Here is a 23,760-nt window from a genome sequence, read left to right on the forward strand (position 1 = left end):
TGTCGTACCTATTTTCGGTTTCGTTGCTCTGCACCACGACATATAATCGAATATACTTGCGATTTACTCACGCTAGGGCTACTGTTTAAGTAGAACATGCTTCCGAAATATTCGGATGAGCTCAGCACTCTCAGAGAGGAGAAACCGTGACCTCACAGCCTACTATTCCCGCCAACCCCCTCGAAAACCCCCTGAGTTACCCCACGTGGGTGACCGATGAGCTTCTGCGCGACTACTACGACACCGAATGGGGTATGCCCGTCACCGATGAGCGGGGACTCTTCGAAGCCCTGAGCCTCGAGGCTTTTCAGGTGGGCCTCTCCTGGCGCACGATTCTTGCCCGCCGTGAGGCATTTCGTCGCGCTTTCGAGGGGTTCGATCCCGAACGTGTAGCTGCGTTCACTGATCAGGATGTTGCGCGGCTCCTCCAGGACGAAGAGATTATCCGTAACGAGCGGAAGATTCGCGCGGTCATCTCCAATGCACAACTGACCCTTCGGATGCGTGAGCTTGCCGCCACGCCGCGTGACGCCTCCGCGGAGGATATTCATCTTCCCCTTATCACCCACTCTTCTACCCCGACCAATACGGATAGCGTTGAGGCGCCGAATACCCGCCGTCGTCGTGTGCGGACGCTAAACCCCGAAGATCTGGACCGGATGCGCGAGCGCACCCTATCTGACGGCACGCGTGTACCGGGCGGGCTGTCGGCGTGGCTGTGGTCCTTCGCGCCGCGCGAGACTATCGCACCGCATACCCTGGAGGATATTCCTACCGATACGCCCGAGTCCGCGCTTCTTACCAAATCTTTTAAAGCTCTAGGAGGTGTGTTCTTGGGTCCGGTGACCGCCTATGCGCTCATGTGCGCGGTCGGTATGGTCGACGCTCACCTGGTGGGTTCACATCGGCGAGGCTGTTCGGGGCTCTTTGCCTAAGCCCCCTCGCCCTAAGCTCCCCTCACTCGGCGTGCTCGCGTCTAAGGGCGCAGAAAAGCCGCGCGCCACTTCGTAGAAGTAAGCACGCGGCTTTTATACGTTGAGATGTTCCGCCCTGAATTAGATCGTCACAGGGTTAGATCATCACGAAGAGGAAAATCAGCGCCAGCAGCGGCGGGGTCAGCTGAATCAGTGCCGGCTTGCGCTTTGCCGGGGAGGTGAGGAACAGGTAGACACCGGCAATCGCCATGGAGCCCAGGCCTGCGAACATGAGTGCCACACCCACCTGCGGGGAGCCGAACCAGAAAGCGAGCAGACCGGTTGCGGCGATCCAGGCGAGCATCAGGTTGTACAGGCCCTGGTTTGCCGCCATCTCCTTGGTAGACTCGGCGAATTCTTCGGTCATTCCGAAGGTTTCGCGACCCTTGGGCTTAGTCCAGAGGAAGGATTCGATAATCCAGATGTACACGTGAATAGCGATTGCTACGAAGGCAAAAACGGTGGTGACCGTTGCGAGTGCCTGCATTGTTTCTCCTTGAGTAGTAGGTCATCTGTTAGCCGTGTGTCTCACGCAGCGGGCGAGCGAGTAACGCACAGATAACAGCCGGGCAGCCTCTCCTGTGCACGTCTCCGGTGTGTGGGCACAAACACTAATTCTACTCCTGCCGGGCGGATTATCCTCATCGTATGACATTGGGTACCTCAGATACGGCGAACGCTCGCCGCGACATGACCTCGCAACGAGCGTTCTGCGTATCTCTCCGGTTCTTCCTCGAAGACAGGAAAAGTCGCTTAAAAGCCTAGTGCACGATGAGCGTGAGCAGGTACGTCCACATGCACAGCAGTACCAGCAGGAAGAGACTGTACTTGATGGTTATGGAGGTAACCTTCGACTCCTGCCCTGCCTCGTTCACGGCGGCAACCGCCACCGCAATCGACTGCGGGGACACAATCTTACCCATCACACCACCGGAGGTATTGGCTGCAACCAGTATGGCGGGGTCTACACCAATCTGATGCGCGGTGCTTGCCTGCAGACCGGCGAAGAGCACGTTGTTGTTGGTCACCGAACCGGTCACGAACACGCCAACCCAGCCGATTATGGGCGAGAAGAGCGGGAAGAGTGCACCCGCGGTAGCTACCGCCAGAGCGATGGAGGAGGTCATGCCCGCGTAGTTCATGAGGTTTGCTACGGACATGACCAGGCAAATCATGTAGATGGGCTTCTTCAACTGCTGCCATGCGCCGTTGAGTTCTTCCAGAGTCTCACGGACGGTAATTTTCGAAGTGAACGCAGAGAGCAGAGCCGCCACCAAAATGGCGGTACCCGCCGCACCCAGAATGTTCCAGTTGAAGACTGCGTGGATAGCGAGGCCTTCACCGTCGCCGATCTGATGGTGGATACCGGGCACGTGGAAGCTCAGGTTTGCAAAACCCAGGGCTCCGTTATGGTCAAAGACGGGGCGCAGCACGGTGGACCAGAGCAGGATGGTGATGGAAAGGAAGATGAAGGGGCTCCAGGCGCTCGCAACTTCGCGCAGGGTGTACGTCGGTTCGTCCTGTGCGGAGAGCTCTTCTAGAGTCGGTGCGGTGGGCTCGCGATAGATGTTCTTGGGCTGCCAGAAACGCATCACTACTGCCAGGAACACCAGGCCGACAAGGGGCGGCACAATGCCGATGAGCTCGGGGTCCTGCAGGACCCACAGCATGATGCTCTGCAGGCCAGAAATCACGATACCGGTTGCGAGCGCTACTAAGCCTACCTCACGAATGCCGCGCAGACCGTCCTGAATAGCTACCACGAGCACGGGTACGAGGGCCGCAAAGATCTGCAGGACCCAAACCATCTGGTTGGATAGGTGCCCCAGGTCTACGTTACCGATAGCGGCACCGGTGGTCACAGGAATACCGACCGCACCGTAGGCGCCCACGGTGGCGTTAGCGACCAGGGAGAGCATAGCGGCTTTGAGCGGGTTGAAGCCCAGGGCAACCAGTAGCGCCACAGAAATAGCAATCGGGATGCCGAAGCCCGCCGCACCCTCAATAAACCCGGCAAAGCAGAGGGCGATGAGTAGCACCTGGATGCGCTGGTCTGCTGAGATTGAGGAGACGGAGGACCTCACGATGGCGAATTTTCCGCTGCGCACCGCGATGCGGTAGAGCCACACTGCCATGAGCACAATCCATGCAATAGGCCATAGCGCTGAGAGGAATCCGTAGAAAATAGAACCTGCGGCTGCTGTCCAGGGCAGGTGGAAGACTCCGAGTGCGATGCACAGGGTCAGGGCTAGGGTGATTAGCGCTGATTTGATGCCGCTGAGTTTGAAAACCGTGAGGCAGAGTAGAAAAAGAATAATGGGGGATGCCGCTACGAGTGCAGAGAGCACCGGGGAGCTGAGGGGATCGTAGGTCTGCGACCACATGAGAGTGGTATGTCCTTCCTCGCCGCAGGGTGTACCTACAGCGGTTTGGATGCCGCTGTAGGGTGCGTCCGCCTGCCCTTATGGGGTAGCACGAGGCGTAGCCTCACGACGCCTCTACCGCTGAGGGTCCCTGAACGTGAAAGGCGTAGCAACATCATGTGTCTGTGTTGTAGCCTTGGCTGAAGGCAGGGGGCGCGGGGAAGGATATTTCCACGATGCGGGGCGTTGGTTCTCTCGTTGGAGGCCTCGAAGCTAAAAGTTCCTTAGCTCGTGCTCTCGCCTACGGCGCCAATGCCCACTGAGAACTGTATCACTGTGGCATGTGGGTCCTTTGCTAGGTACTGGGTGCTTTTACAGTGTGAAACGCTAGTTAAGAGTCATTACGATTTAGTCCTTGTCGGTAGTTATTTTCTCCGCTCAGTCCCTTTCTACTGCCCGAGCCAAACTTATACGGCGGCAGGTAAGACAAAGCCCCCTCCCCGACCGCACGGGTCGAGAAGGGGGCTTTACCTCAGAATCATTAGGGGTTCAGCGTCTTATTGCTATCTGCCCCGATATGAGACTCACGAATGGCTTTAGCCAGCCATGAGCGACAGCGCGAAGGACCAGACGCAGACCAGGCCCAGCAGAATAGCGCTGTACTTGATGGACATGGAGGTAATCTTCGATTCCTCACCTGCGCTGTTCACAGCCGCCGCAGCAATCGCGATGGACTGCGGGGAGACGATCTTACCCATCACGCCACCGGCGGTGTTTGCGGCAACAAGCAGAGTCGGGTCAACAGCGATCTGGGCTGCGGTGGTGGACTGCAGGCCCGCAAAGAGCACGTTAGCGTTGGTCACGGAACCGGTCACAAACACGCCAATCCAACCGATAATCGGGGACAGCAGCGGGAAGACCGGGCCGGCTGCCGCGAGCGCCAGAGCGATGGAGGTAGTCATACCGGCATAGTTCATGACGTTTGCGACGGACATGACCAGGCAGATCATGAGGATCGGCATCTTCAGCTGGTTCCAGGTACCGCCGAGTTCTTCGAAGGCTTCGCCCCAGCTAATCTTCGAGGTCAGGATGGTGATGATTGCCGCCACCAGAATTGCGGTGCCGGATGCGCCCAGGGTGTTCCAGGAGAACATCGCGGTCACGGTCTTGCCGGTACCGGTGGTGATGGATTCGTGAATGCCGGGGATGGGGAACGCCAGGGTTGCAGCACCCAGCGGGCCGTTGGTTGCGAAAATCGGCTTCAGGGCAGTGGACCAGAGCAGGATGGTTGCGGAGAGGAAGATGAAGGGGCTCCACGCCTTAACGATCTCAGCACCGGTGTGCTTGACGCCCTGCTGCGCCTGAACTTCTTCGAGGCTGGGTGCGGTGGATTCGCGGTAGATGTGCTTGGGCTGCCACTTCTGCATCACGAGCGCCAGTGCTACCAGGGAGAGCAGCGGCGGGATGATATCGACCAGTTCGGGCGAGCCGAGCAGCATCAGGATAGCCGCCTGACCGCCGGAGAAAATCACGCCGGTCATGAGCGCTACGAGGCCGACTTCGCGGATGCCGTGGATGCCGTCCTGGATTGCAACCATCAGCAGCGGCACGAAGGCGACGAAGATCTGCAGTACCGGAACCATACCTGCGGACAGGTGCGCGGTGTCGAGGCCACCAACCTTAGCTGCGGTAGTCACGGGAATACCGATAGCACCGTAGGCGCCGGATGCGGCGTTGGCTACCAGCGCCAGCATGGATGCCTTGAGGGGGTTGAAGCCCAGGGATACCAGCAGTGCCGCGGATATAGCGATCGGGATGCCGAAGCCTGCCGCGCCTTCGATGAAGCCACCGAAGCAGAAGGCAATCAGCAGCACCTGGATGCGCTGGTCGTTCGAGATCGAGGAGACGGAGGAGCGCACGATGTCGAAGTTACCGGCGCGTACGGCAATGCGGTAGAGCCACACCGCCATGAGCACAATCCAGCCGATGGGCCATGCACCGGAGAGGAAGCCGGAGAGGATGGAGCCGGCACCTGCGGTGATAGGCAGGCCGAAGATGGCACAACCGATGATGAGGGTGGTGACGAGGGTCAGCAGTGCTGATTTGAGGCCGCTGAGTTTCAGGACGGTCAGGCCCAGCAGGAAGAGGATGATGGGTACTGCTGCGACCAGTGCGGAGAGCACCGGTGAGTTCAGCGGGTCGTAGGTTTGCTGCCACATTGGGGCGGGTGTTCCTTTCGGTCTGTGTGTATTAGCGGTCGCTTCTTCCGGTACGGCGCCTGCGCTGTATGGAAGCGTTAGGCCGCATAAAAACCGATGGCCCCAGTCCTTGCGTCGTGGATGGGTCCATCGGTGAAGCGTGATGGTCTTTAGCTGCCGGGCGTTTGGTTGTATGACGTGGCGATATGCCGAGGCAATATACCGAGGCAATATACCGTGGCGCGGCGGCGGTGAGCGGGACTCTGTCCCTCTCACTAGGTGCTCTTGACTTTATCTGTCTAAGCTAACAGGTCCTCCTCGAGACTTCAGGATAGGATGACCTTAAGTGTGCACAAATGAAACTTATGTGCATAATTGCGCTCCTTAGCCACAAACCTCCTCCCCAGCGCACAAACACAGACACGCAAAAGCCCCTCCTACCGAAGTAGAAGGGGCTTTCGCTCAACCGTGTCGCGGGCACCTTACCTTCAAAGAAGGTAGGTTACACGCATCGGGGTTTCACGCTGTTTAGAGGCCGGCCAGAGACAGGACGTAAACCCAAACACAGGTGATAGCCAGCAGAGCTGCACTGTACTTGATTGCCATGGAGGTAATCTTGGATTCCTCGCCTGCGCTGTTCACAGCAGCAGCTGCAATTGCGATGGACTGCGGGGACACGATCTTCGCCATCACACCACCGGCGGTGTTAGATGCAACCAGCAGGGTCTGGCTGACGCCAATCTGCTGTGCGGTGGTAGCCTGCAGGCCAGCGAAGAGGATGTTGTTGTTCACCACAGAGCCGGTCACGAACACGCCAATCCAACCGATGATCGGGGACAGCAGCGGGAAGATTGCGCCCACAGCGGCAACAGCCAGCGCGATAGAGGTAATCATACCTGCGTAGTTCATGACGTTAGCAACGGACATGACCAGGCAGATCATGAGGATCGGGGTCTGCAGCTGCTTCCAGGTGCCGCCGAGCTCCTCGATAGCCTCACCCCAGCTGATGGAGGAGGTCAGGATGGTGATGATGGTAGCCACCAGAATTGCGGTACCGGATGCGCCCACAATGTTCCAGGTGTAGGTCACGTCGATAGGCTTGGGGGTTGCAACAATCGGTGCCGCCTGCGAGATGCTCTGGTGCAGCCAGGGCAGGGGGAAGGAGATGTTGGTGAAGCCGAGCGCGCCCTTAGCAGCGAAGAGGGGCTTCAGAACGGTGGACCAGAGCAGAATCACGACGGACAGGTAGACGAAGGGGCTCCAAGCCTTGAGGATTTCGCCACCGGTGTGCTTGACGCTCTGCTGCGCCTGGACTTCTTCCAGGGAGGGAGCGGTGGGCTCGCGGAAGATGTGCTTGGGCTGCCACTTCTGCATGACCAGTGCCAGAGCGACCAGTGCCAGCAGCGGCGGGATGATGTCAACGAGCTCGGGGTTACCCAGGGTTGCGAGCAGAACGGACTGGCCGCCGGAGTAGATAACGCCAACCATGAGAGCTACCAGACCGACTTCGCGGATACCGCGCAGACCGTCCTGAATAGCGACGAGCACCAGGGGAATCAGGCCTGCCATGATCTGGATAACCAGGACCATTTCGATGGACAGACCGTGCAGGTCCACGCCGCCGCGGGTTGCTGCGGTGGTCACGGGGATACCGATAGCGCCATATGCGCCGGAGCTCACGTTAGCAATCAGAGCGAACATTGCAGCCTTGAGCGGGTTGAAGCCCAGGGACACGAGCAGTGCAGCACAGATAGCAATCGGGATACCGAAGCCTGCAGCACCTTCAAGGAAGCCGCCGAAGCAGAATGCAATCAGCAGCATCTGGATGCGCTGGTCAGTAGAGATGGACGAGATGGAGGAGCGAACGATTTCGAAGCCGCCGGAACGCACGGAAATGCGGTAGAGCCACACTGCCATGAGAACGATCCAGCCGATGGGCCACATGCCCGAGAGGAAACCGTAGAGGATGGAGCCTGCACCTGCGGTGACGGGCATACCGAAGATGCCGCAACCGATCACGAGTGCGAGCGCCAGGGAGATGACGGCAGATTTAATACCGCTGAGCTTCAGGACGGTGAGGCCCAGAAGGAAGAAAATAATCGGGACTGCTGCCACGAGTGCAGAGAGGGCACTCGAGTGTAGCGGGTCGTAGACTTGCTGCCACATGATTGTATTGCGTTCCTTTCCGCGCCCCGAGGGGCGGGATCGAGTTGTGCCGTAAAACCTTCCCAGCGACGCTTGTGGCGGCGTGTGTGCCGTGTGTTGCAGGTGCGTGCACCTAGCTGTTTTATGCGTTATGGGCGCTATCCTCTGGGGATATATGCCTTCACTTGGGTTCGTGTTGGTTTTGCGGCTATGAAATTCAGTGTGTATGAAGTCGTGTTTTAGTCACAGAAACCTAAATATTCCTTGATTTGTCAAGGGAAATTCAGTGCCAAAGCTAAAATTTCTGACCGCTAAAACGCGATTCCTTGTGTACCCAATGTACCACCCATCACCCACAAAATCGGGCATATTCCAACATTTAGATCGAAGCTCATAATTGCACACTAACCTAAAGACCCACCGCTTTACAGGTGCAATGCCGGCCCCTCCCCCGCCATCCCAAGGAAGAGAGCGCCCTTCAGTGCTTCCAGCCGTGTATTTGGCACCGACTCCCGTATTTCCCCATCCAAGCAAGCAAAACAAAAACCACTAAACGGCATACAAAAAGCTCCGGAAGGAAAAACCTTCCGGAGCTTTATCTGTCGGGTTGACAGGATTTGAACCTGCGACCCCTTGACCCCCAGTCAAGTGCGCTACCAAGCTGCGCCACAACCCGATTCGTTATTCACGATATTGTTTTCAAGGTTTCCCCTGAACACTCGAATAACTATACCGGGCTTTCAACCCCCGCGCAAGCCAGAATCCCCATTTTTAGAAAAAATCTTAAAAATCTTTTTTTGCAGATTTTCTGCACAGGATCCAGCGCGTGGGGGCCCAGCCCAGCAACACGGCATCAGGCAGACACCCCCGCTACTAGCGGCGGCCGCCCTTACCCTTCTTAGCCTTCGCGCTCTGACGCTCACCCAGGGAGCGGCGCTCACGCACGCGCATCGAAATCTCAATCGGGGTGCCTGTGAAATCAAAGGTCTCACGCAGACGACGCATGATGAAGCGTCGGTAACCCGGATCCAAGAAACCGGTAGTAAAGAGCACGAACTTCGGCGGGCGCGAAGACACCTGAGTACCGAAGAGAATACGCGGCTGCTTGCCACCGCGCAGCGGGTGCGGATGCGCGGCCACAATCTCACCCAGGAATGCGTTCAGGCGGCCGGTCGGAATACGCGAATCCCACGACTCCAGCGAGTGCTCCAGGGCCGGGACCAGCTTGTCCTTGTGCCAACCGGTCTTCGCCGAAATGTTCACGCGAGGCGCCCACTGCACGTGGGCCAGGTCGCGCTCAATCTCGCGCTCAAGCATGTAGCGGCGATCCTCATCGAGGGTATCCCACTTATTGAATGCCAGGACCATCGCACGACCCGAATCAATCACGGTCTGCACGATACGCACGTCCTGCTCAGAGATCGGCTCGGAAACATCCAGCAGCACCACGGCAACCTCAGAGCGCTCCAGAGCAGTCTGAGTACGCAGCGAAGAGTAGAACTCCGCACCCTTAGCCATATGCTGGCGACGGCGAATACCCGCGGTATCCACAAAACGCCAAGGGTAGCCGCCCAGCTCAATAATCTCGTCAATCGGGTCACGAGTCGTACCAGCCAGGTCATTCACCACGGCACGCTCAGAACCAGCCAGCTTATTCAGCAGCGACGACTTACCCACGTTCGGGCGACCCACCAGAGCCACACGACGCGGACCACCCAGCGCCTCCGGCTGAGCAAACTGCGAGTGCTCCGGCATGACCTCAAGGATCTCGTCCAGAGCATCCGCCAGGCCACGACCGTGCAGACCCGACACCGGGAACGGCTGACCCATACCCAGCGACCAGAGGTTATAAATCTCCGGCTCCAGGTGAGCGTCGTCAATCTTGTTAGCAATCAGAATGATCGGCTTCTTCACGCGGCGCAGCATACGCACAATCTGCTCGTCCGAAGCGGTCACACCCACGCGGGCATCCACCACCAGGACCACAACATCGGCCTGCTCCACAGCAATCTCAGCCTGCTCAGCAACCTGAGCATCAATACCGCGAGCGTCAGACTCCCAACCACCGGTATCAACCAGGGTGAAGCTCTTACCCAGCCACTCAGCCTTATAGGACACGCGGTCACGAGTCACACCCGGCTTATCCTCAACCACCGCTTCACGGCGGCCCAGAATACGGTTAATGATGGTCGACTTACCCACGTTCGGGCGGCCAACAATCGCCACTACCGGATCAGCGAGCTGCTCTTCCTCTTCCTCAATGTCGAAACCCCAGGCACCCAGCAGGGCGCGGTCCTCTTCATCCAGGTCGTAGTCCTCAAGACCCTCAAGCAGAGCCTGAGCACGCTGGTCAGCGGTCTCATCATCAATCTCAGCGAGGCGCTCGGTAACGTCGTCCTCGCCACCGCCCAGGTACTTATCTTCGTAATCGTCGCGGATAGCGTCCTCAGCCATGCGCATTCCTTTCTCTACCCGCCCCCGCGCCCAACCCATTGGTCAGCACGCGAGCACGGCTCAACGTCTTATCGGGAGCGGATGCACCACTCCCCCAGCGTTTCGGCGGGGCCTAGCCCGCGCGCTTCGCCTTCAACTGGTCATTCACAGCGTTAATCACTGCAGAGACCGTCGCATTAAAATCAAGATCCGAGCTGTCCACCAGGGTCACGCCCTCGGCAGCTTCCATAAAGTTATTGACCTTCGAATCCTTCGCATCACGCTCAGCAATCTGCTTGCTCAAATCACCCGAAGCGCCGGACTTCTCCGCGTTCTCCAGGCCGCGGCGCGCCATGCGCACCTCCTCAGAAGCAGTCAGCAGGATGCGCGCATCAGCGTCGGGAGCGACCACGGTGGTGATGTCGCGGCCCTCAGCGACCATGCCGTTAATAGCGTGGTCAATCATCCAACGCTGCAGACCGATCAGGTGCTCACGAACCGCCGGAACCGAAGCCACAGCAGAAACAGCCGAAGAAATGCGCTCGCTACGAATCTCCTCACGGATATCGGTCGAGCCCATCAGAATCTCTTCTTCCTTAATGTTCGTACCGAACACCAGGGGCATCTCCTCGACAGCCTTCGCGATCGCTTCAGCGTCGTTCAGGTCAATGCCAAGTTCCAGCACACGGTAGGTTGCGGCACGGTACATTGCACCGGTGTCCAGGTACGCCAGACCAAAGTGGCGTGCAACTTCCTTAGACACAGACGACTTACCGGAACCGGAGGGACCGTCAATAGCAATCGTCAGTTTAGGGTTCTCGTGCATCAGCACTCCTTAAAATTCGTCTCAAACTTTATGCCGGAAAATACAGCTTTAACTCTACTTCACAACACGCCAACCGCGAGCCGACAAATCGCGGACCAGCGCCTCATGAATGGACGGATTGACCGAGATTTCAGCCATACCCACCGGGGCGCCCGTCGAGTGCTCCAGACGCAAATCCTCAAGGTTCGCGCCCAGCTCACCAATCTCGGCAAGCAAACGAGCCAGCGTGCCGGGGGTGTCGTCCACCAGCACCGTCATCTTTGCGAACGCGGCGGGGGCTGTACCGTGCTTACCCGGAATACGGCTCACGCCCGCGTTGCCTTCGCTCATCAGCTGCGCCAAATCCAGGCGAGCGCCGGATGCCGTCGGGTTCTCCAGCGTTGCGATGAGGCGGTTCAGGTCATCACGCACCCCGTAGAGGGTCTTCACAATCGGGTCAGCGTTCGCCGCAAAAATCTGCACCCACAGCGTCGGGTCCGAAGCCGCAATACGCACCGTATCGCGCAAACCCTGACCCGCCAAAGACAGCGCATACAGCGGAGTGTCCTGCAGACGCGAAGCCAACAGTGAACTCATCGCCTGCGGCACGTGAGAGATCAGAGCAACCGTCTGATCGTGCTCCTCAACGCTCAGAGAAGTCACAATCGCGCCCAGTTCCACCGCCACAGAACGCACCAGACGCACACACTCGGGGCGAACCGAATCGTGCTCGCAGATAATCCACGGACGCGCCTGGAACAGCTCACCGCGAGCAGCCACCGGGCCCGACTTCTCACGCCCAGCCATCGGATGCGAACCCACGTAACGGGACGCATCCGCACCCGAGGCAAGCACATCAGCCAGCGGTTGCACCTTCACCGAGGCAACATCCGTCACCACGGCGCCGGGGTAGCCCGCCTCCGGTCGAGGCGCATAGGTGTTCAACGCGCGAGCGCACACGGCACCGGCACTATCCGGAGGCGCCGCCACCACCACCAGCTGCGGGGCGAAGGCGGCGCGTTCCTCCTCCGACAGGGTGGAGATGCTTGTACCGGCACCAATATCCTGCGCCACTGCCTCGGCGGTGGGTGAAATATCTTGGACGTACACGTCCTCGCATCCTGCCGCACGCAACCCCAAACCAATGGAGGCACCCAGCAGACCCGAGCCGATAATGAGCACCGGCCCGGTTAGCGTTGAGTCCATGGGCAGCTCAGATGCGGAAAGCTCAGCGGGCGAGCTCATGACAACTCCTTAGCGTTATTACATGTCCACCGAAGCGAGCAGGTGACCGATCTCGACCTTGGAGAGGTTACGGACGGTGCCCTGCTTCTGCGAACCAATACGAATCGGGCCCATCTCGACACGGACCAGGCGCTCGACCGGGTAGCCGACCGCGTCGAAGAGGCGGCGCACAATGCGGTTCTTACCGGAGTGGATGGTCACCTCAACGAGCACGTGGCCAGGGGTGGAGTCCACCAGCTTGAACTCGTCAACGCGGGTCACGCCGTCTTCCAGGCGAATACCCTTCTTCATGGCTGCGCCGACGCCGGGCTCCATGGGGCCGGGAACCTGCACCAGGTAGGTCTTGGGCACCTCGTAAGAGGGGTGGGTGAGGCGGTTCGCCAGTTCACCGTCGTTGGTCAGCAGCAGCAGACCCTCGGTTTCGACGTCCAGGCGGCCCACGTGGAATACGCGCTCGCTCATGGAGGAACGCAGGAAGTCGGAGATGCAGGGGCGACCTTCGGGGTCTTCCATGGTGGAGACCACGCCGGCGGGCTTGTTGAATGCCATGTAGACGAGCTTGTCGTTGGTCTGAACGGTCATGCCGTCCACTTGCACGGTGACCTTGGAGGGGTCCACGCGCACGCCCAGCTCGGTCACGACTTCACCGTTGACGGTGACGCGGCCTTCGGTAATCATTTCTTCGCAGACGCGGCGGGATGCCACACCGGCCTGGGCAAGCAGCTTCTGCAGGCGTACGCCGTCGTGGTCGTAGAACTCGTAGTGGTCTACCGGGGCGTTGCGGGGGCGGCGGGGGCGGTGCGGGCCAGCGTAGTTGCTGACGCGGTATTCGCCGCGCTCGTTTGCGAAGGCTTCGCCGGAGCGGTAGGGGCGGCCCGGTGCGCGGCGTTCGCGCTTGGGCAGTTCGGTACCGCGGCCTCGGCCGGAACCTGCGCGGCCTGCGCCGAACTTCTTCTCGCCAAACTTCTTGTCACCGAATTTCTTCTCGCCGAAGCCCTTTGCGCCGCCCTTGCCTGCGCCACTCTTCGGTGCGCCGGGACGACCGCCGCGTGCGGATGCGCCCTTAGCGCCGGGCTTACCGCCCTGACCGGGACGAGCAGCGCCGGGACGGCCACCGCGGGAGTTCTGGGGGCGACCGGATGCAGAGCGGCCGCCGCGGGAGGAGTTTCCATATGCCATGGTGTTCTTCTCTTTTCTGTCGTATAGTGCGAACGTTTCAGGAATTTCCCGAACGTTCGTTCGTCTTATTGATTCGTTGTCTTTGTCTTAGTCGTTGCCCTCGGCAAGCACTGCGGCTTCCGTATCATCGGGCAGGAAGGGCGCAAGCGCCGGCAGCTCCTCCAGGGAGTTCAGCCCGAGCTTCGCCAGCAGTAGCTCCGTGGTTTCGTAGAGGGTCGCGCCGCTTCCGGCTTCTCGCCCTGCTTCACGAATCAGCTGCCGTTGCAGCAGCTGACGGATTGCCGCATCCGCATTTACGCCTCGAATGGAGGCTACCCTCGCCCTGGTCACCGGCTGCTGGTAGGCAATGACAGCCAGCGTTTCGTAGGCTGGTTTGCTCAGCGTCGCGCTCTTGGAGCGGGTCACAAAGCGTGCCACCCAGGGGGCGAAGTCGTCGCGGGCGTAGAGTTTCCAGCCTCCGGCGACGTTCCGCAGCTGGAATCCGCGCGGTTCGGGCGCCACTCGGTTTTCGTCTTCTCCGTAGCCGCTTTCTTCGCCGTTGTACTCGCGGTACAGCTGGTCGAGCGCGTGCTCAACAGCGCGTTCGCTGACGATGAGCGCGGCGGAGAGTTCACGCACGCTCACGGGCGCTTCGGCAACGGCTAGGATTGCTTCGATGGCGCTTTTGACGCCGCCGGGGATTGCCTCGACCTTGGAGAATTCGGCTTCGGCATCGACCGCCACGCTGGGTGCGGTGGAGGGACCTCCCGCCGGAATTTTTGCCGATTTCGCTGCCAATTTCGTTACAGATTTCTTCGACTCGCGGGGTGCGGTTTCCTGCGATTCCTCGGAGCTGTCGGAAATGTCGGAACCATCGGAGTCCTCTACCGTTTCAGCGGCTTCAGCCTCCTCAGCTTCTTCGGTAACCTCAGCATCTTCGGGAATCTCAGCCTCCAGAGGCGCTACGGCTACTTCGTGCCCAGCCGGCTCAGCGTCCGCCTCAGCAGGCTTTGATATCTCGGCCTCTACCGCCTCTACCGGCGCTAAGTCTGCCTGTTCCGAATCCTCGTCTGCGTTCGGATCCCAGTAGCCCATGTTCACGATGGCAAGGTCGTCGGGGGTGAATTCACGGTCAAAGCGTGAGCCGTGATTACTCATAATCCTCCTTTACCGGTCCCGTGTTAGCTTCAGATCCGTTCGCTTCGGGTGGTTCAGGTGCTTCGCTGGTTTCGTGCGCATCCTGAGTGCCTGCGGTGTCTGTACTTTCTTCGCGGATCACGAACTGTGCGGCGCTCGCGCTCGCACGTACCCGAATGGCTCCGAGCGGTGCGTCCTGTTCCACGTGCAGGGCACCTTCTTTGTAGAGCTCGAGCAGGGCGAGAAAACGAACCACCGCGATTTCTAGTTCGCCGGATCCTTGAACCAGTTCGGCGAAGCTCAGTTCCCGCGCCGCGGTATCGAGCAGGCTGTGCAGAATGTAATGTTCTTCAGCCGCGATGGTGGTTAGCGGAACGTGCAAGTGCTCGTTGAGTTCTTCAACGATTTCTTCGGGTTCCGGTTCGGGATCTTTGGGGGTTCGGCTCAGCGCTGCTGCGGCGATGCGGGCGAACTCTTCGGCACCTCCGGTGAAGACCAACTCGGGAAGTGCCTGGGCGAATCGTTCTTCGAGGGCTACCGCACGGGGAAAACGCTGCGCTTCTTGCGCCCAGCGTTCAGCAAAAATATCGGCGACTTCGCGGTACGCGCGGTATTGCAGCAGACGGGCGAAGAGCAGATCGCGCGCCTCCAGCAGTGCAACGTCCTCTTCGAGGGGTTCACGATGCTGCGGGAGCAGGCGTGCGGTTTTGAGTTCCAGCAGGGTTGCGGCGGTGACCAGAAATTCACTGGCTTCGTCGAGTGCGCGTTCGGTGCCTTCAGCGTAGAGGGCGTGCAGGTATGCGAGGAACTCGTCGGTGACCTCTGCGAGCGCCACCTCGGTAATGTCGAGTTTGCGGCGCGAAATCAGGGTCAGTAGAAGATCAAAGGGACCCTCAAAATTACTGAGGGTGAGGGTGAAACCCGGGTTCTGCAGGCCGCGGCCCTCAGTCCGGGCGTTCGCGGCGGTGTCTGCGTTCGGTGTCGGTACCCTCACGGCAGCGACGTTCGTGGTCATAAACGACCTATTCTCCTTAGGTTTATTCTCCCCGGCTTTGTTGGTGCCGTCTCAGATGCGGCTGCTACTTCGCCTACTTTTTCGGCGTAAGCAGTGTGCGGGGTCTTTAGAATCCACACAATTATACGCCCTCTGCCGGTGTGACTCAAGGGTGAGAGTCACCTCAGCAGAGGGCGTATAGGTGTGGGGGCTTTAGCGTGCGCCGCCCTTGTAGATCAGTTCGCGTGCCACCTGGCGGTATGCTTCCGCGCCGGGGTGGCTGGAGGCGTAGCTGAGAATCGGCTCAGCGGACACCGATGCGTCCGGGAACTTCACGGTGCGCTTGATGACGGTGTCGAAGACCTTGTCGCCGAATGCGTCCACGATGCGTGCCAGAACTTCCTTGGAGTGGATGGTGCGGGCATCGAACATGGTGGCAAGTACGCCGGAGATTTCGAGGTCGGGGTTCAGGCGGTCCTGCACCTTCTCGATGGAGTCGACCAGCAGTGCGACGGCGCGCAGCGCGAAGAACTCACAAATCAACGGGATGATGACGCCTTCGGAGGCGGTCAGTGCGTTGACGGTCAGCAAGCCCAGGGAGGGCTGGCAGTCGATGAGGATGACGTCGTATTCGTCGCGGACCTTGCGCAGCGCCGAGGCGAGAACCTGCTCGCGAGCCACTTCGTTGACCAGCTGAACTTCAGCTGCGGAGAGGTCAATGTTGGCGGGCAGCAGGTCGATGTTCTCCACGCCGGTGGGCAGGATGACGTCCTTGATGTCGACCTTGCGGTCCATCATGACGTTGTAGACGGTCAGGTCCAGTTCGTGCGGGTTCGCACCGAAACCTGCGGAGAGAGCACCCTGCGGGTCGAAGTCGACCAGTAGCACCTTACGGCCGCATTCTGCCAGTGCTGCGCCCAGGTTAATGGTGGAGGTGGTCTTACCCACGCCGCCCTTCTGATTCACCATAGAGATAATGCGGGCGGGACCGTGGCTGCTCAGCGGAGCCGGGTCGGGGTATACGCGCAGGGGTCGACCGGTGGGGCCGAGTTCTTGAGCCTGAGCTTCAGTCAATGGTTCACCTTCATCAATGAATTCGAAGTTTTAAAGTTTAAGCGTTGTCTATAAGGTTACCTCAAGAGCGGCTGTTCCGCGGATTGACGGGGTTTTATCCCCTCTCGTGAGCACGCGGATGCGCCATGCGGTACACCTCCATGAGCCCCTCGGGCGTGACCTTCGTGTACACCTGCGTGGTCGCGATGGAGGCGTGCCCGAGCAGTTCCTGCACCACACGAATATCGGCTCCGCCCTGTAGCAGGTGCGTTGCGAAACTGTGGCGCATGGAGTGCGGCGAGAAGTCGGAGCTGAGCCCGGCGGCTTCGGCGGCTTCTTTGAGGATGAGCCACGCACCTTGGCGTCCGAGTCTGCCGCCTCGTCCGTTGACGAAGAGCGCGGCGGTGCCTTTACCGTGCGCCACGAGCGCGGGCCGCCCGCGCACCAGGTAGTCTTGGATCGCTTTTTGGGCGTAACTACCGATGGGCACGAGTCGTTCTTTGTTTCCTTTGCCGAAGAGACGAACGTAGCCGGGCAGGGTGATCTGGTTGCCGTCTTCGTCGGTGAGGGTTCCTTCAAAGTGCACGTCGTCAATATCGGCGTTGAGCATTTCGCTCACGCGCGCGCCGGTGGCGTAGAGAAATTCGAGGATGGCTCGGTTGCGTAGCCCGGTTGCGGTTTCACGGTCGGGTACGGCAAGTAGCCGCTGAATGTCTTCGACGCTAACTGCTTTGGGCAGACGCTTGACGTTCTTAGGCGGGGTGACCGGCGCCGCCGGGTCGGTGGGCACGATGAGCGCGGAGACCCAGAAGGCGTGCGCGCCGCGGACTGCCGCCATAGTGCGGGCGATGGAGTTCGGGCCCAACGGTAGGGGCAGGCTTGGCGCGCCTTCTGCGGTTGGCGTTTCTTGTTCAGGGGCCCCAGCTTTCGACTGCCCGGCACGCCCGTTTCCAGTACCTCGCCCCGATTCGGAGGCGATCATCAGCGCCAGCGATTCTGCGGCTTCTTCCTGCGCTTCCCGAGCTTCCCGTGCGTTCTGGTTGTCCTTCTCCCCCGCTTCGAATCCGGCAACGAATCCAGCAAGGGGCACGGTGGGGGCGGCGAGTTCCCGCATGAAGGAGCGTACCTGCGCGGTGGTGATGCGTTCGGGGTCGATGACGCCGAGGGTCGCCATGTAGGCACTGTATCGTCGCAAATCACGCGCGTAGGAGGCGATGGTGTGCTCGCTGCTTCCTCGTTCCACGCGCAGGTGGATGAGGTACTGGTCAACGGCTTTCTGGAGCGGGGTCTGTGCCTCCTGGTGGAAAGCACCCAGGCTAGAAGAATCCAGAGCAGAAGAACCCAGCACGGAGGAACCGGCAGAAGAGGTTACGCCGAGCAGACCCGCGCCGCGGGGCGCCTTGCTCACCGTGCTTTTTGTCTGCTTCACGCTATCTCCTCTGTCGGTTCTGTTGATGTTTGGGCCTCTTGATATTTGGGCTTGCCGTAGGCGAGGCTACTCCCCCGCCCCCCCCCTGTTCCGTTCTTAGTGGTTGCGGAAGTTCTCCGGCTTTTCGCGGCGCTGTCCCATGTAGGGGTGGAACTCCCAGCCACCCTCGGCGGGGCGCAGGCCTTCAAAGTTGTTCTGCGCAGCCGCGTAGGTGGCGAGTACCGCCTGGATAGCGAGCGCGTTATGAACCTTTCCGCCCAGTACCAGCTGTACCGCCTCGGCGAGGGGCACCCAGCGGTAGGTCATTTCAGCTTCTTCTTCGGTACGCTCGCTACGTTCTTCGGCGGGCAGTTCCGAGAGGTTACGCGCCAGGTAGACGCGGCCTGCTTCGCTGGTTGCGCCGGGGCTGCTGAAGTAGTCGGTCAGTGCGTTCCAGGTTTCTGCCTGCAGGTCTGCCTCTTCGGCAAGTTCGCGCTGCGCGGCGACCAGGGGGTCTTCACCGTCGATGTCGAGCAGTCCAGCGGGTACTTCCCAGAGGTTCATGCGCACCGGGTGGCGATACTGGTTAAGCATCAGCAGTTCGTTGTTGTCGTTGAGGACCGCCACGGCGACGGCGCCGGGCATTTCCACGACGTCGCGGGTCAGCACGGTGTTTTCGTTAAGTTCGTACTCTTCCACGGTGGTTTCGATGACGTAGCCGCTGTACTTCACGGTGCGGGTGCGGATGGTGCGTTCAGAGGGTGCATCAATAATCTGCTGGTTGTTGCTCATTCTTTCATTGTAGGCGGCTTCTTAGCCCCGCTACGTTTGGCGCGTCAGGTACGGGCACGGAATAAGGCATGTTCAGGTTTAAATGAAAGCATCCCGCTCTCCCCTGCGCGGGGTGAGCGGGATGCTGAACGTTTGTGCCTAGCTGTTAGGCGCCGCGGCGCTCCAGAGCAGCCTTAATCAGGCCGGAGAAGAGCGGGTGCGGGCGGGTCGGACGCGAGCGGTACTCGGGGTGTGCCTGAGTTGCCACGTAGTAGGGGTGTGCCTCTGCGGGCAGTTCCACGTACTCGACCAGCGAGGAGTCCGGGGAGGTACCGGAGATGCGCAGGCCTGCTTCTTCAAGCTGCTCGCGGTACTCGTTGTTCACCTCGTAGCGGTGGCGGTGACGCTCTGCAACCTCGGTTGCACCGTACGCCTTAGCAACCTGAGAGCCGGGAACCAGGTTTGCCTTGTACAGGCCCAGGCGCATGGTGCCGCCCAGGTCGCCTGCACCTTCGACGAACTGCTTCTGCTCTTCGATGGTTGCAATGACCGGTACGGAGGTTTCCGGATCGAACTCGGTGGAGGATGCTTCTGACAGGCCCAGTACGTTGCGTGCGTACTCGATGACCATGGACTGCAGGCCGAGGCAGATACCCAGGGTCGGGATCTTGTGCTCACGTGCGTACTTGAGGGCGCCGATCTTGCCGTCCAGGCCGCGGATGCCGAAGCCGCCGGGCACGAGGATTGCGTCCATGTTGCGCAGCTGGTGGTCTGCATCTTCGTCGGTTGCGCACAGGTCGGCTGCAACCCACTTGATGTTGACCTTCACGTTGTTTGCGAAGCCGCCGGCGCGCAGAGCCTCGGAGACAGACAGGTATGCGTCGGGCAGGTCGATGTACTTACCGACCAGGCCAACGTTGACCTCTGCGGCGGGGCGGTGCACTGCGTCGAGCAGGCGGTCCCACTGGGTGAAGTCCGGTGCGGGAGCCTCAATGCCGAAGTAGTCGAGGATGTAGTCGTCGAGCTTCTGGCTGTGCAAGGTCTTGGGGATGTCGTAGATGCTGGGTGCGTCGGCGCAGGAGATGACTGCGTCGCTGTCCACGTCGCATGCGTTACCGATCTTGGTACGGTGCGATACGGGGACCTCACGCTCACAGCGCAGGATCAGGCCGTCAGGCTGGATGCCCAGGCCGCGCAGTGCTGCGACGGAGTGCTGGGTCGGCTTGGTCTTGAGCTCGCCGGAGGGGCCGATGAAGGGCACCAGGGAGACGTGCAGGAAGAAGACGTTCTTGCGGCCAACATCGCGGCGTACCTGGCGTGCTGCTTCCATGAAGGGCAGGGACTCGATATCGCCGACGGTACCACCGATTTCGGTGATGATGATGTCGGGTGCGTTGTCAATTTCCGCTGCGTGACGCATGCGGGCCTTGATTTCGTCGGTAATGTGAGGGATGACCTGGACGGTGTCACCGAGGTATTCGCCGCGGCGTTCCTTTGCGATGACGGAGGAGTAGACCTGGCCGGTGGTCACGTTAGCGGACTGGTCGAGGTTCTCGTCCAGGAAGCGCTCGTAGTGTCCGATGTCGAGGTCGGTTTCAGCACCGTCGTCGGTGACAAAGACTTCACCGTGCTGGAAGGGGTTCATCGTACCGGGGTCGACGTTCAGGTAGGGGTCGAACTTCTGCATGGTCACAGAGAGGCCACGTGCGCGAAGAAGCTGACCGAGGGAAGAGGCCGACAGGCCCTTACCGAGAGAAGATGCAACGCCGCCGGTCACGAAAATCTGGCGGGTTACCTTGTCGTTAGAGGACGCGTTCAGAGCGTTATTTTTTTCATTCACCACGGAATTCAAGCCTACCATTTTCTTGTCTGCTATCCAAGCAGAGGGTTTTGCCGCGAGAGGATTCTCTCAGGCGGCTTTCCCTCCCCTATTTGTCCTTATCACCACTGTAAACGGAGCCGGGGATTTATTATTCCCGCCGCGCCGTGTAGAAGCAGGTGTAGGAGCATTCACAGAGTATCTCACATCCTCTGGGCTCCATGCGCCGCTGCTGGTCACCGGCACGGGCTACACCGACAACTTTCCGAGGCATGCTCTCGCACTTCAGCCCCTTTGATGGTCTTTGGTGCGAAAGATGCCGCCTTTCGGTGCTTTTGCCAGCACTTTCCTCATGCTTTTCCCTGCCGGTTTGCCGTCAGTTTCAGCGCCCCTGGGGCACTTCTCGACCGGCGGCCAGCAGCTCTCGGGCGTGCTCTCGCGCTGATTCTGATTGATCGTGTCCGGAGAGCATTCGCGCAAGTTCCACCACGCGTTCCTCTTCGGAAAGTACCTTGACCTTTGAGAGGGACGCGTCATCGTTTTTCAGCACGAGGATGTGCTGGTCCGCGAAAGCTGCAACCTGCGGCAGGTGGGTGACCACTAGAACCTGCACGTGTCGGGCGAGCATGGCGAGGCGGCGACCGATTTCGATAGCGGCCTTACCGCCCACGCCGGAGTCCACCTCGTCGAAGATGAAGGTGGGTACGGGGTCCACTTCGGCAAGCACTACCTCCAGGGCGAGCATCACGCGGGAGAGCTCGCCGCCGGAGGCGCCCTTACCGAGCGGGCGCGGCACGGCGGTTCGGTGGGGCGCCAGCATGAAGGTCACGGTGTCTCGGCCGTGTACCGAGAACTTTTCGGCTTCGGCAACTTCCACGACCAGGGAGGCGTTCGGCATGGCAAGAGCAGTGAGCTCCTCACTGACGGCGTCCGCCAGTTTCTGCGCGGCGGCACGGCGCAGGGCGGTCAGCTCTTCTGCTTGGGCACCAAGCACCTTGCGTAGCTGTACCAGCTCGGTTTCCAGGGTTTCCTGTCGCTGCGGGTCATCCACCAGGGTCTCGAGGCGTGCACGGGATTCTTCGGCCCATTCGAGGACCTCGGCAATATCGGCACCGTACTTGCGGGTGAGGGTCGCCAGCTGGGCGCGGCGAGTCTGCACCTGCGCCAGACGTTCGGGGCCTTCAACATCCAGGGAGGCCATGTAGGAGGACAGCTCCGAGGAGATATCGGTGGCAAGAATCAACAGCTCGTTGACGCGCGCGGCGAGAGAAGCAAGCTCTTCATCAGCGTCTGCCTGCGCCTGGAGCGCGGAGCGGCTTGCATCGAGCAGGCTCATGACGCTCTGCTCGTCGCCGGTAGAGTATTCACTACCGCTGAGCGCCGCGGAGGCGGTTGCCGAGGCAATGCGTAGCGCTTCAACGTTCATGAGCTTCACCATTTCGGCTTTGAGCTCTTCTTCTTCGCCCTCCTGCGGGTTGACGGCACTGATTTCTTCGAGGGCTCCCTGCAGGGTCTGCGCTTCGAGGGCTCGTGCGCGCGAGTTTTCGCGTACTTCCTTCAGCTCTGCGGCGGCGGCGCGGTATCGCTCGTAGTTTTCGCGGTACTTCTCCAGCAGGTTGGAGAGCTCTTCACCGGCGTACAGGTCGAGGGACTGGCGCTGCTCTGCCGCTGATTTGAGGCGCAGCTGATCGGACTGGCCGTGGACTGCAACAAGAGTCTGACCAATCTGAGACAGGGTCCCGATGGGTGCGGAGCAACCGCCGACGTGGGCACGGGAGCGTCCCGAGGCGTTGACGGTGCGTGCCAGCAGCAGCTCGGAGGTCTGTTCGTCGATGTCTTCGGCGGTACCGCCGGCTTCTTCGGCAAGCTCGAGGGCGCGGTGCCCGTGGGGCAGGCGAATCACTGCTTCGGCGAGGGCGCTCTTAGCACCGTTGCGCACGCTGGAGGCGTCGGATCGGGCGCCCAGGAGCATACCGAGGGCGGTGACGACCATGGTTTTACCTGCGCCGGTTTCACCGGTCAGCACGGAGAATCCGGGTTCGAGGGGGAGCCTCGCATCGGTGATGATGCCGAGGTCTCGAATATGGATTTCCTCAATCACGAACGTTCATTCCTTTTCTTTAGTGCTTCTCGGTGTCCTGCGGGCCACGCCAGCCACGGATCGGAAGCTCAAATTTACGCACCAGTCGCTCAGAGAAGGGAGCCGGGTGGATACGGGCGAGCAGCACCGACTTTTCGGAGCGTCGCACCTCAATACGGGAGCCGGGGTCCAGCTCTACGGTTCGGCGGCCATCGCACCAGAGCACGCCGGAGGCACCGTTTCCGGGCATCATTTCTACCGCCAGGGTGGAGGTCGGCGCTGCTACCAGCGGGCGCGCGAAGAGCGCGTGAGCCGAGAGCGGCACCATGAGAATTGCTTCAACTTCGGGCCAGACGACCGGGCCGCCGCCGGAGAAAGCGTAGGCGGTCGAGCCGGTGGGGGTTCCCATGACCACGCCGTCGCAGCCGAAGCTGCTGAGCGGGCGGCAGTCCACCTCAATAATGACTTCAATCATTTTTTCGCGGTTGCCCTTTTCGACGCTAGCTTCGTTCAGCGCCCAGTCGCTGTGCACGCGCTTGCCGTCGTTCCAGACTTCCACGTCGATTGCCATGCGTTCTTCAACGGTGTATTCGTTGTTGACGATGCAGCGAACGGTTTCGGTCAGGTCGCTCTCTTCGGATTCGGCGAGGAAGCCGACGTGCCCCAGGTTCACACCGATGAGCGGAACACTGGTTCGGCGCACCATTTCTGCGGCGCGAAGAATCGAACCGTCACCACCGAGCACCACGCCGAGTTCAATATCGATGAGCGCCACGGATTCGTGGACGACCTGCACGGGGACGGGCTCGTCCCAGTTTTCACTCAGGGTCTCCAGATCGGAGCGAGTCATGACGGGTGCGAGTCCCGCTTCGTAGAGCTGGGTGCATGCCTGTCGGGCGGCATCTCGTGCTTCTTTGCGCCCCACGTGGGCGAAGACGAGAATCTTACGGTGACGTTGTTCCACCGAGTCTTCGGAACCATGACGCGCACCTGCGGTAGCTACCTGCGCGGTTGCTTCCTGCGGTGCGTGGCTTTCGTGTTCTGCCATAACGACTCTCTCCCATCGGGTGTTGAGATGGTGTATCTACACCTATCATACCGAATATGTTCTCGAAGATTTTCTAAATAGCTATATTTTTAGAAAATTATTTCGAATAATGTACAGCTGGGGTATCTC

General features: G+C 60.1%; 17 protein-coding genes and 1 tRNA gene. 1 reads left to right on the plus strand and 17 read right to left on the minus strand.

Translation table 11 applies throughout. From position 1 onward, the window contains the following. Positions 1-146 precede the first annotated feature (146 nt). The gene (locus HMPREF2842_RS01320; protein WP_070641998.1) at positions 147-935 is read left to right on the plus strand and encodes a DNA-3-methyladenine glycosylase I; all 789 of its coding nucleotides are present in this window, start codon (positions 147-149) and stop codon (positions 933-935) included. Positions 936-1,071: 136 nt separating this feature from the next. Here HMPREF2842_RS01320 and HMPREF2842_RS01325 read toward each other — a convergent pair whose 3' ends face one another. The 17 genes from HMPREF2842_RS01325 to HMPREF2842_RS01405 all read right to left on the minus strand — a co-directional run bounded on the left by HMPREF2842_RS01325 (position 1,072) and on the right by HMPREF2842_RS01405 (position 23,631). After that, positions 1,072-1,461 (minus strand): DUF1304 domain-containing protein, encoded by a 390-nt coding sequence (locus tag HMPREF2842_RS01325; protein WP_049353022.1) that lies wholly within the window; start codon positions 1,459-1,461, stop codon positions 1,072-1,074. 274 nt (positions 1,462-1,735) lie between these two features. After that, a complete protein-coding gene (locus tag HMPREF2842_RS01330) occupies positions 1,736-3,358 on the minus strand; it encodes an L-lactate permease (RefSeq protein ID WP_070642002.1) in 1,623 nt (540 codons plus the stop codon). Positions 3,359-3,933: 575 nt separating this feature from the next. After that, on the minus strand, positions 3,934-5,556 hold the full coding sequence (locus HMPREF2842_RS01335) for an L-lactate permease (protein WP_070642005.1): 1,623 nt from the start codon (positions 5,554-5,556) through the stop codon (positions 3,934-3,936). Positions 5,557-6,063: 507 nt separating this feature from the next. Beyond that, complete coding sequence (locus HMPREF2842_RS01340; protein ID WP_070642009.1) at positions 6,064-7,701, minus strand: L-lactate permease; 1,638 nt, start codon at positions 7,699-7,701, stop codon at positions 6,064-6,066. Between the two features lie 581 nt (positions 7,702-8,282). Then, positions 8,283-8,356: transfer RNA gene (locus HMPREF2842_RS01345), tRNA-Pro, on the minus strand. Between the two features lie 197 nt (positions 8,357-8,553). After that, a complete protein-coding gene (gene der, locus HMPREF2842_RS01350) occupies positions 8,554-10,134 on the minus strand; it encodes a ribosome biogenesis GTPase Der (RefSeq protein ID WP_070635124.1) in 1,581 nt (526 codons plus the stop codon). A gap of 112 nt (positions 10,135-10,246) precedes the next feature. Next, positions 10,247-10,939, minus strand: a complete 693-nt coding sequence (gene cmk / locus HMPREF2842_RS01355; protein WP_060823702.1) for a (d)CMP kinase — start codon at positions 10,937-10,939, stop codon at positions 10,247-10,249. Positions 10,940-10,993: 54 nt separating this feature from the next. After that, positions 10,994-12,163 carry a prephenate dehydrogenase gene (locus HMPREF2842_RS01360; protein WP_070642012.1) on the minus strand — a complete coding sequence of 390 codons (1,170 nt, stop codon included), beginning with the start codon at positions 12,161-12,163 and terminating at the stop codon, positions 10,994-10,996. An 18-nt stretch (positions 12,164-12,181) separates the two neighbouring features. Next, positions 12,182-13,342: a pseudouridine synthase gene (locus HMPREF2842_RS01365; RefSeq protein ID WP_005507699.1), complete on the minus strand. Its 1,161-nt coding sequence runs from the start codon at positions 13,340-13,342 to the stop codon at positions 12,182-12,184. Between the two features lie 87 nt (positions 13,343-13,429). Continuing rightward, complete coding sequence (gene scpB, locus HMPREF2842_RS09040; RefSeq protein WP_083309195.1) at positions 13,430-14,479, minus strand: SMC-Scp complex subunit ScpB; 1,050 nt, start codon at positions 14,477-14,479, stop codon at positions 13,430-13,432. Continuing rightward, the gene (locus HMPREF2842_RS01375) at positions 14,472-15,473 is read right to left on the minus strand and encodes a segregation and condensation protein A (protein ID WP_049358677.1); all 1,002 of its coding nucleotides are present in this window, start codon (positions 15,471-15,473) and stop codon (positions 14,472-14,474) included. Before HMPREF2842_RS01375 ends, scpB begins: the two co-directional genes overlap by 8 nt. Before the next feature lie 192 nt (positions 15,474-15,665). After that, positions 15,666-16,526, minus strand: a complete 861-nt coding sequence (locus HMPREF2842_RS01380) for a ParA family protein (RefSeq protein ID WP_005506637.1) — start codon at positions 16,524-16,526, stop codon at positions 15,666-15,668. A gap of 94 nt (positions 16,527-16,620) precedes the next feature. Next, complete coding sequence (locus HMPREF2842_RS01385) at positions 16,621-17,934, minus strand: tyrosine recombinase (protein WP_070642015.1); 1,314 nt, start codon at positions 17,932-17,934, stop codon at positions 16,621-16,623. 96 nt (positions 17,935-18,030) lie between these two features. Continuing rightward, complete coding sequence (locus tag HMPREF2842_RS01390; protein ID WP_070642020.1) at positions 18,031-18,705, minus strand: NUDIX domain-containing protein; 675 nt, start codon at positions 18,703-18,705, stop codon at positions 18,031-18,033. A 145-nt stretch (positions 18,706-18,850) separates the two neighbouring features. Then, a complete protein-coding gene (locus tag HMPREF2842_RS01395; protein ID WP_070642023.1) occupies positions 18,851-20,545 on the minus strand; it encodes a CTP synthase in 1,695 nt (564 codons plus the stop codon). A 340-nt stretch (positions 20,546-20,885) separates the two neighbouring features. Beyond that, a complete protein-coding gene (recN, locus tag HMPREF2842_RS01400) occupies positions 20,886-22,604 on the minus strand; it encodes a DNA repair protein RecN (RefSeq protein ID WP_070642029.1) in 1,719 nt (572 codons plus the stop codon). A gap of 19 nt (positions 22,605-22,623) precedes the next feature. Further along, on the minus strand, positions 22,624-23,631 hold the full coding sequence (locus HMPREF2842_RS01405) for an NAD kinase (RefSeq protein WP_141752166.1): 1,008 nt from the start codon (positions 23,629-23,631) through the stop codon (positions 22,624-22,626). Positions 23,632-23,760 lie beyond the last annotated feature (129 nt).

This window comes from Rothia sp. HMSC069C10, assembly GCF_001812205.1.
GTDB classification, from domain to species: Bacteria; Actinomycetota; Actinomycetes; order Actinomycetales; family Micrococcaceae; genus Rothia; species Rothia mucilaginosa.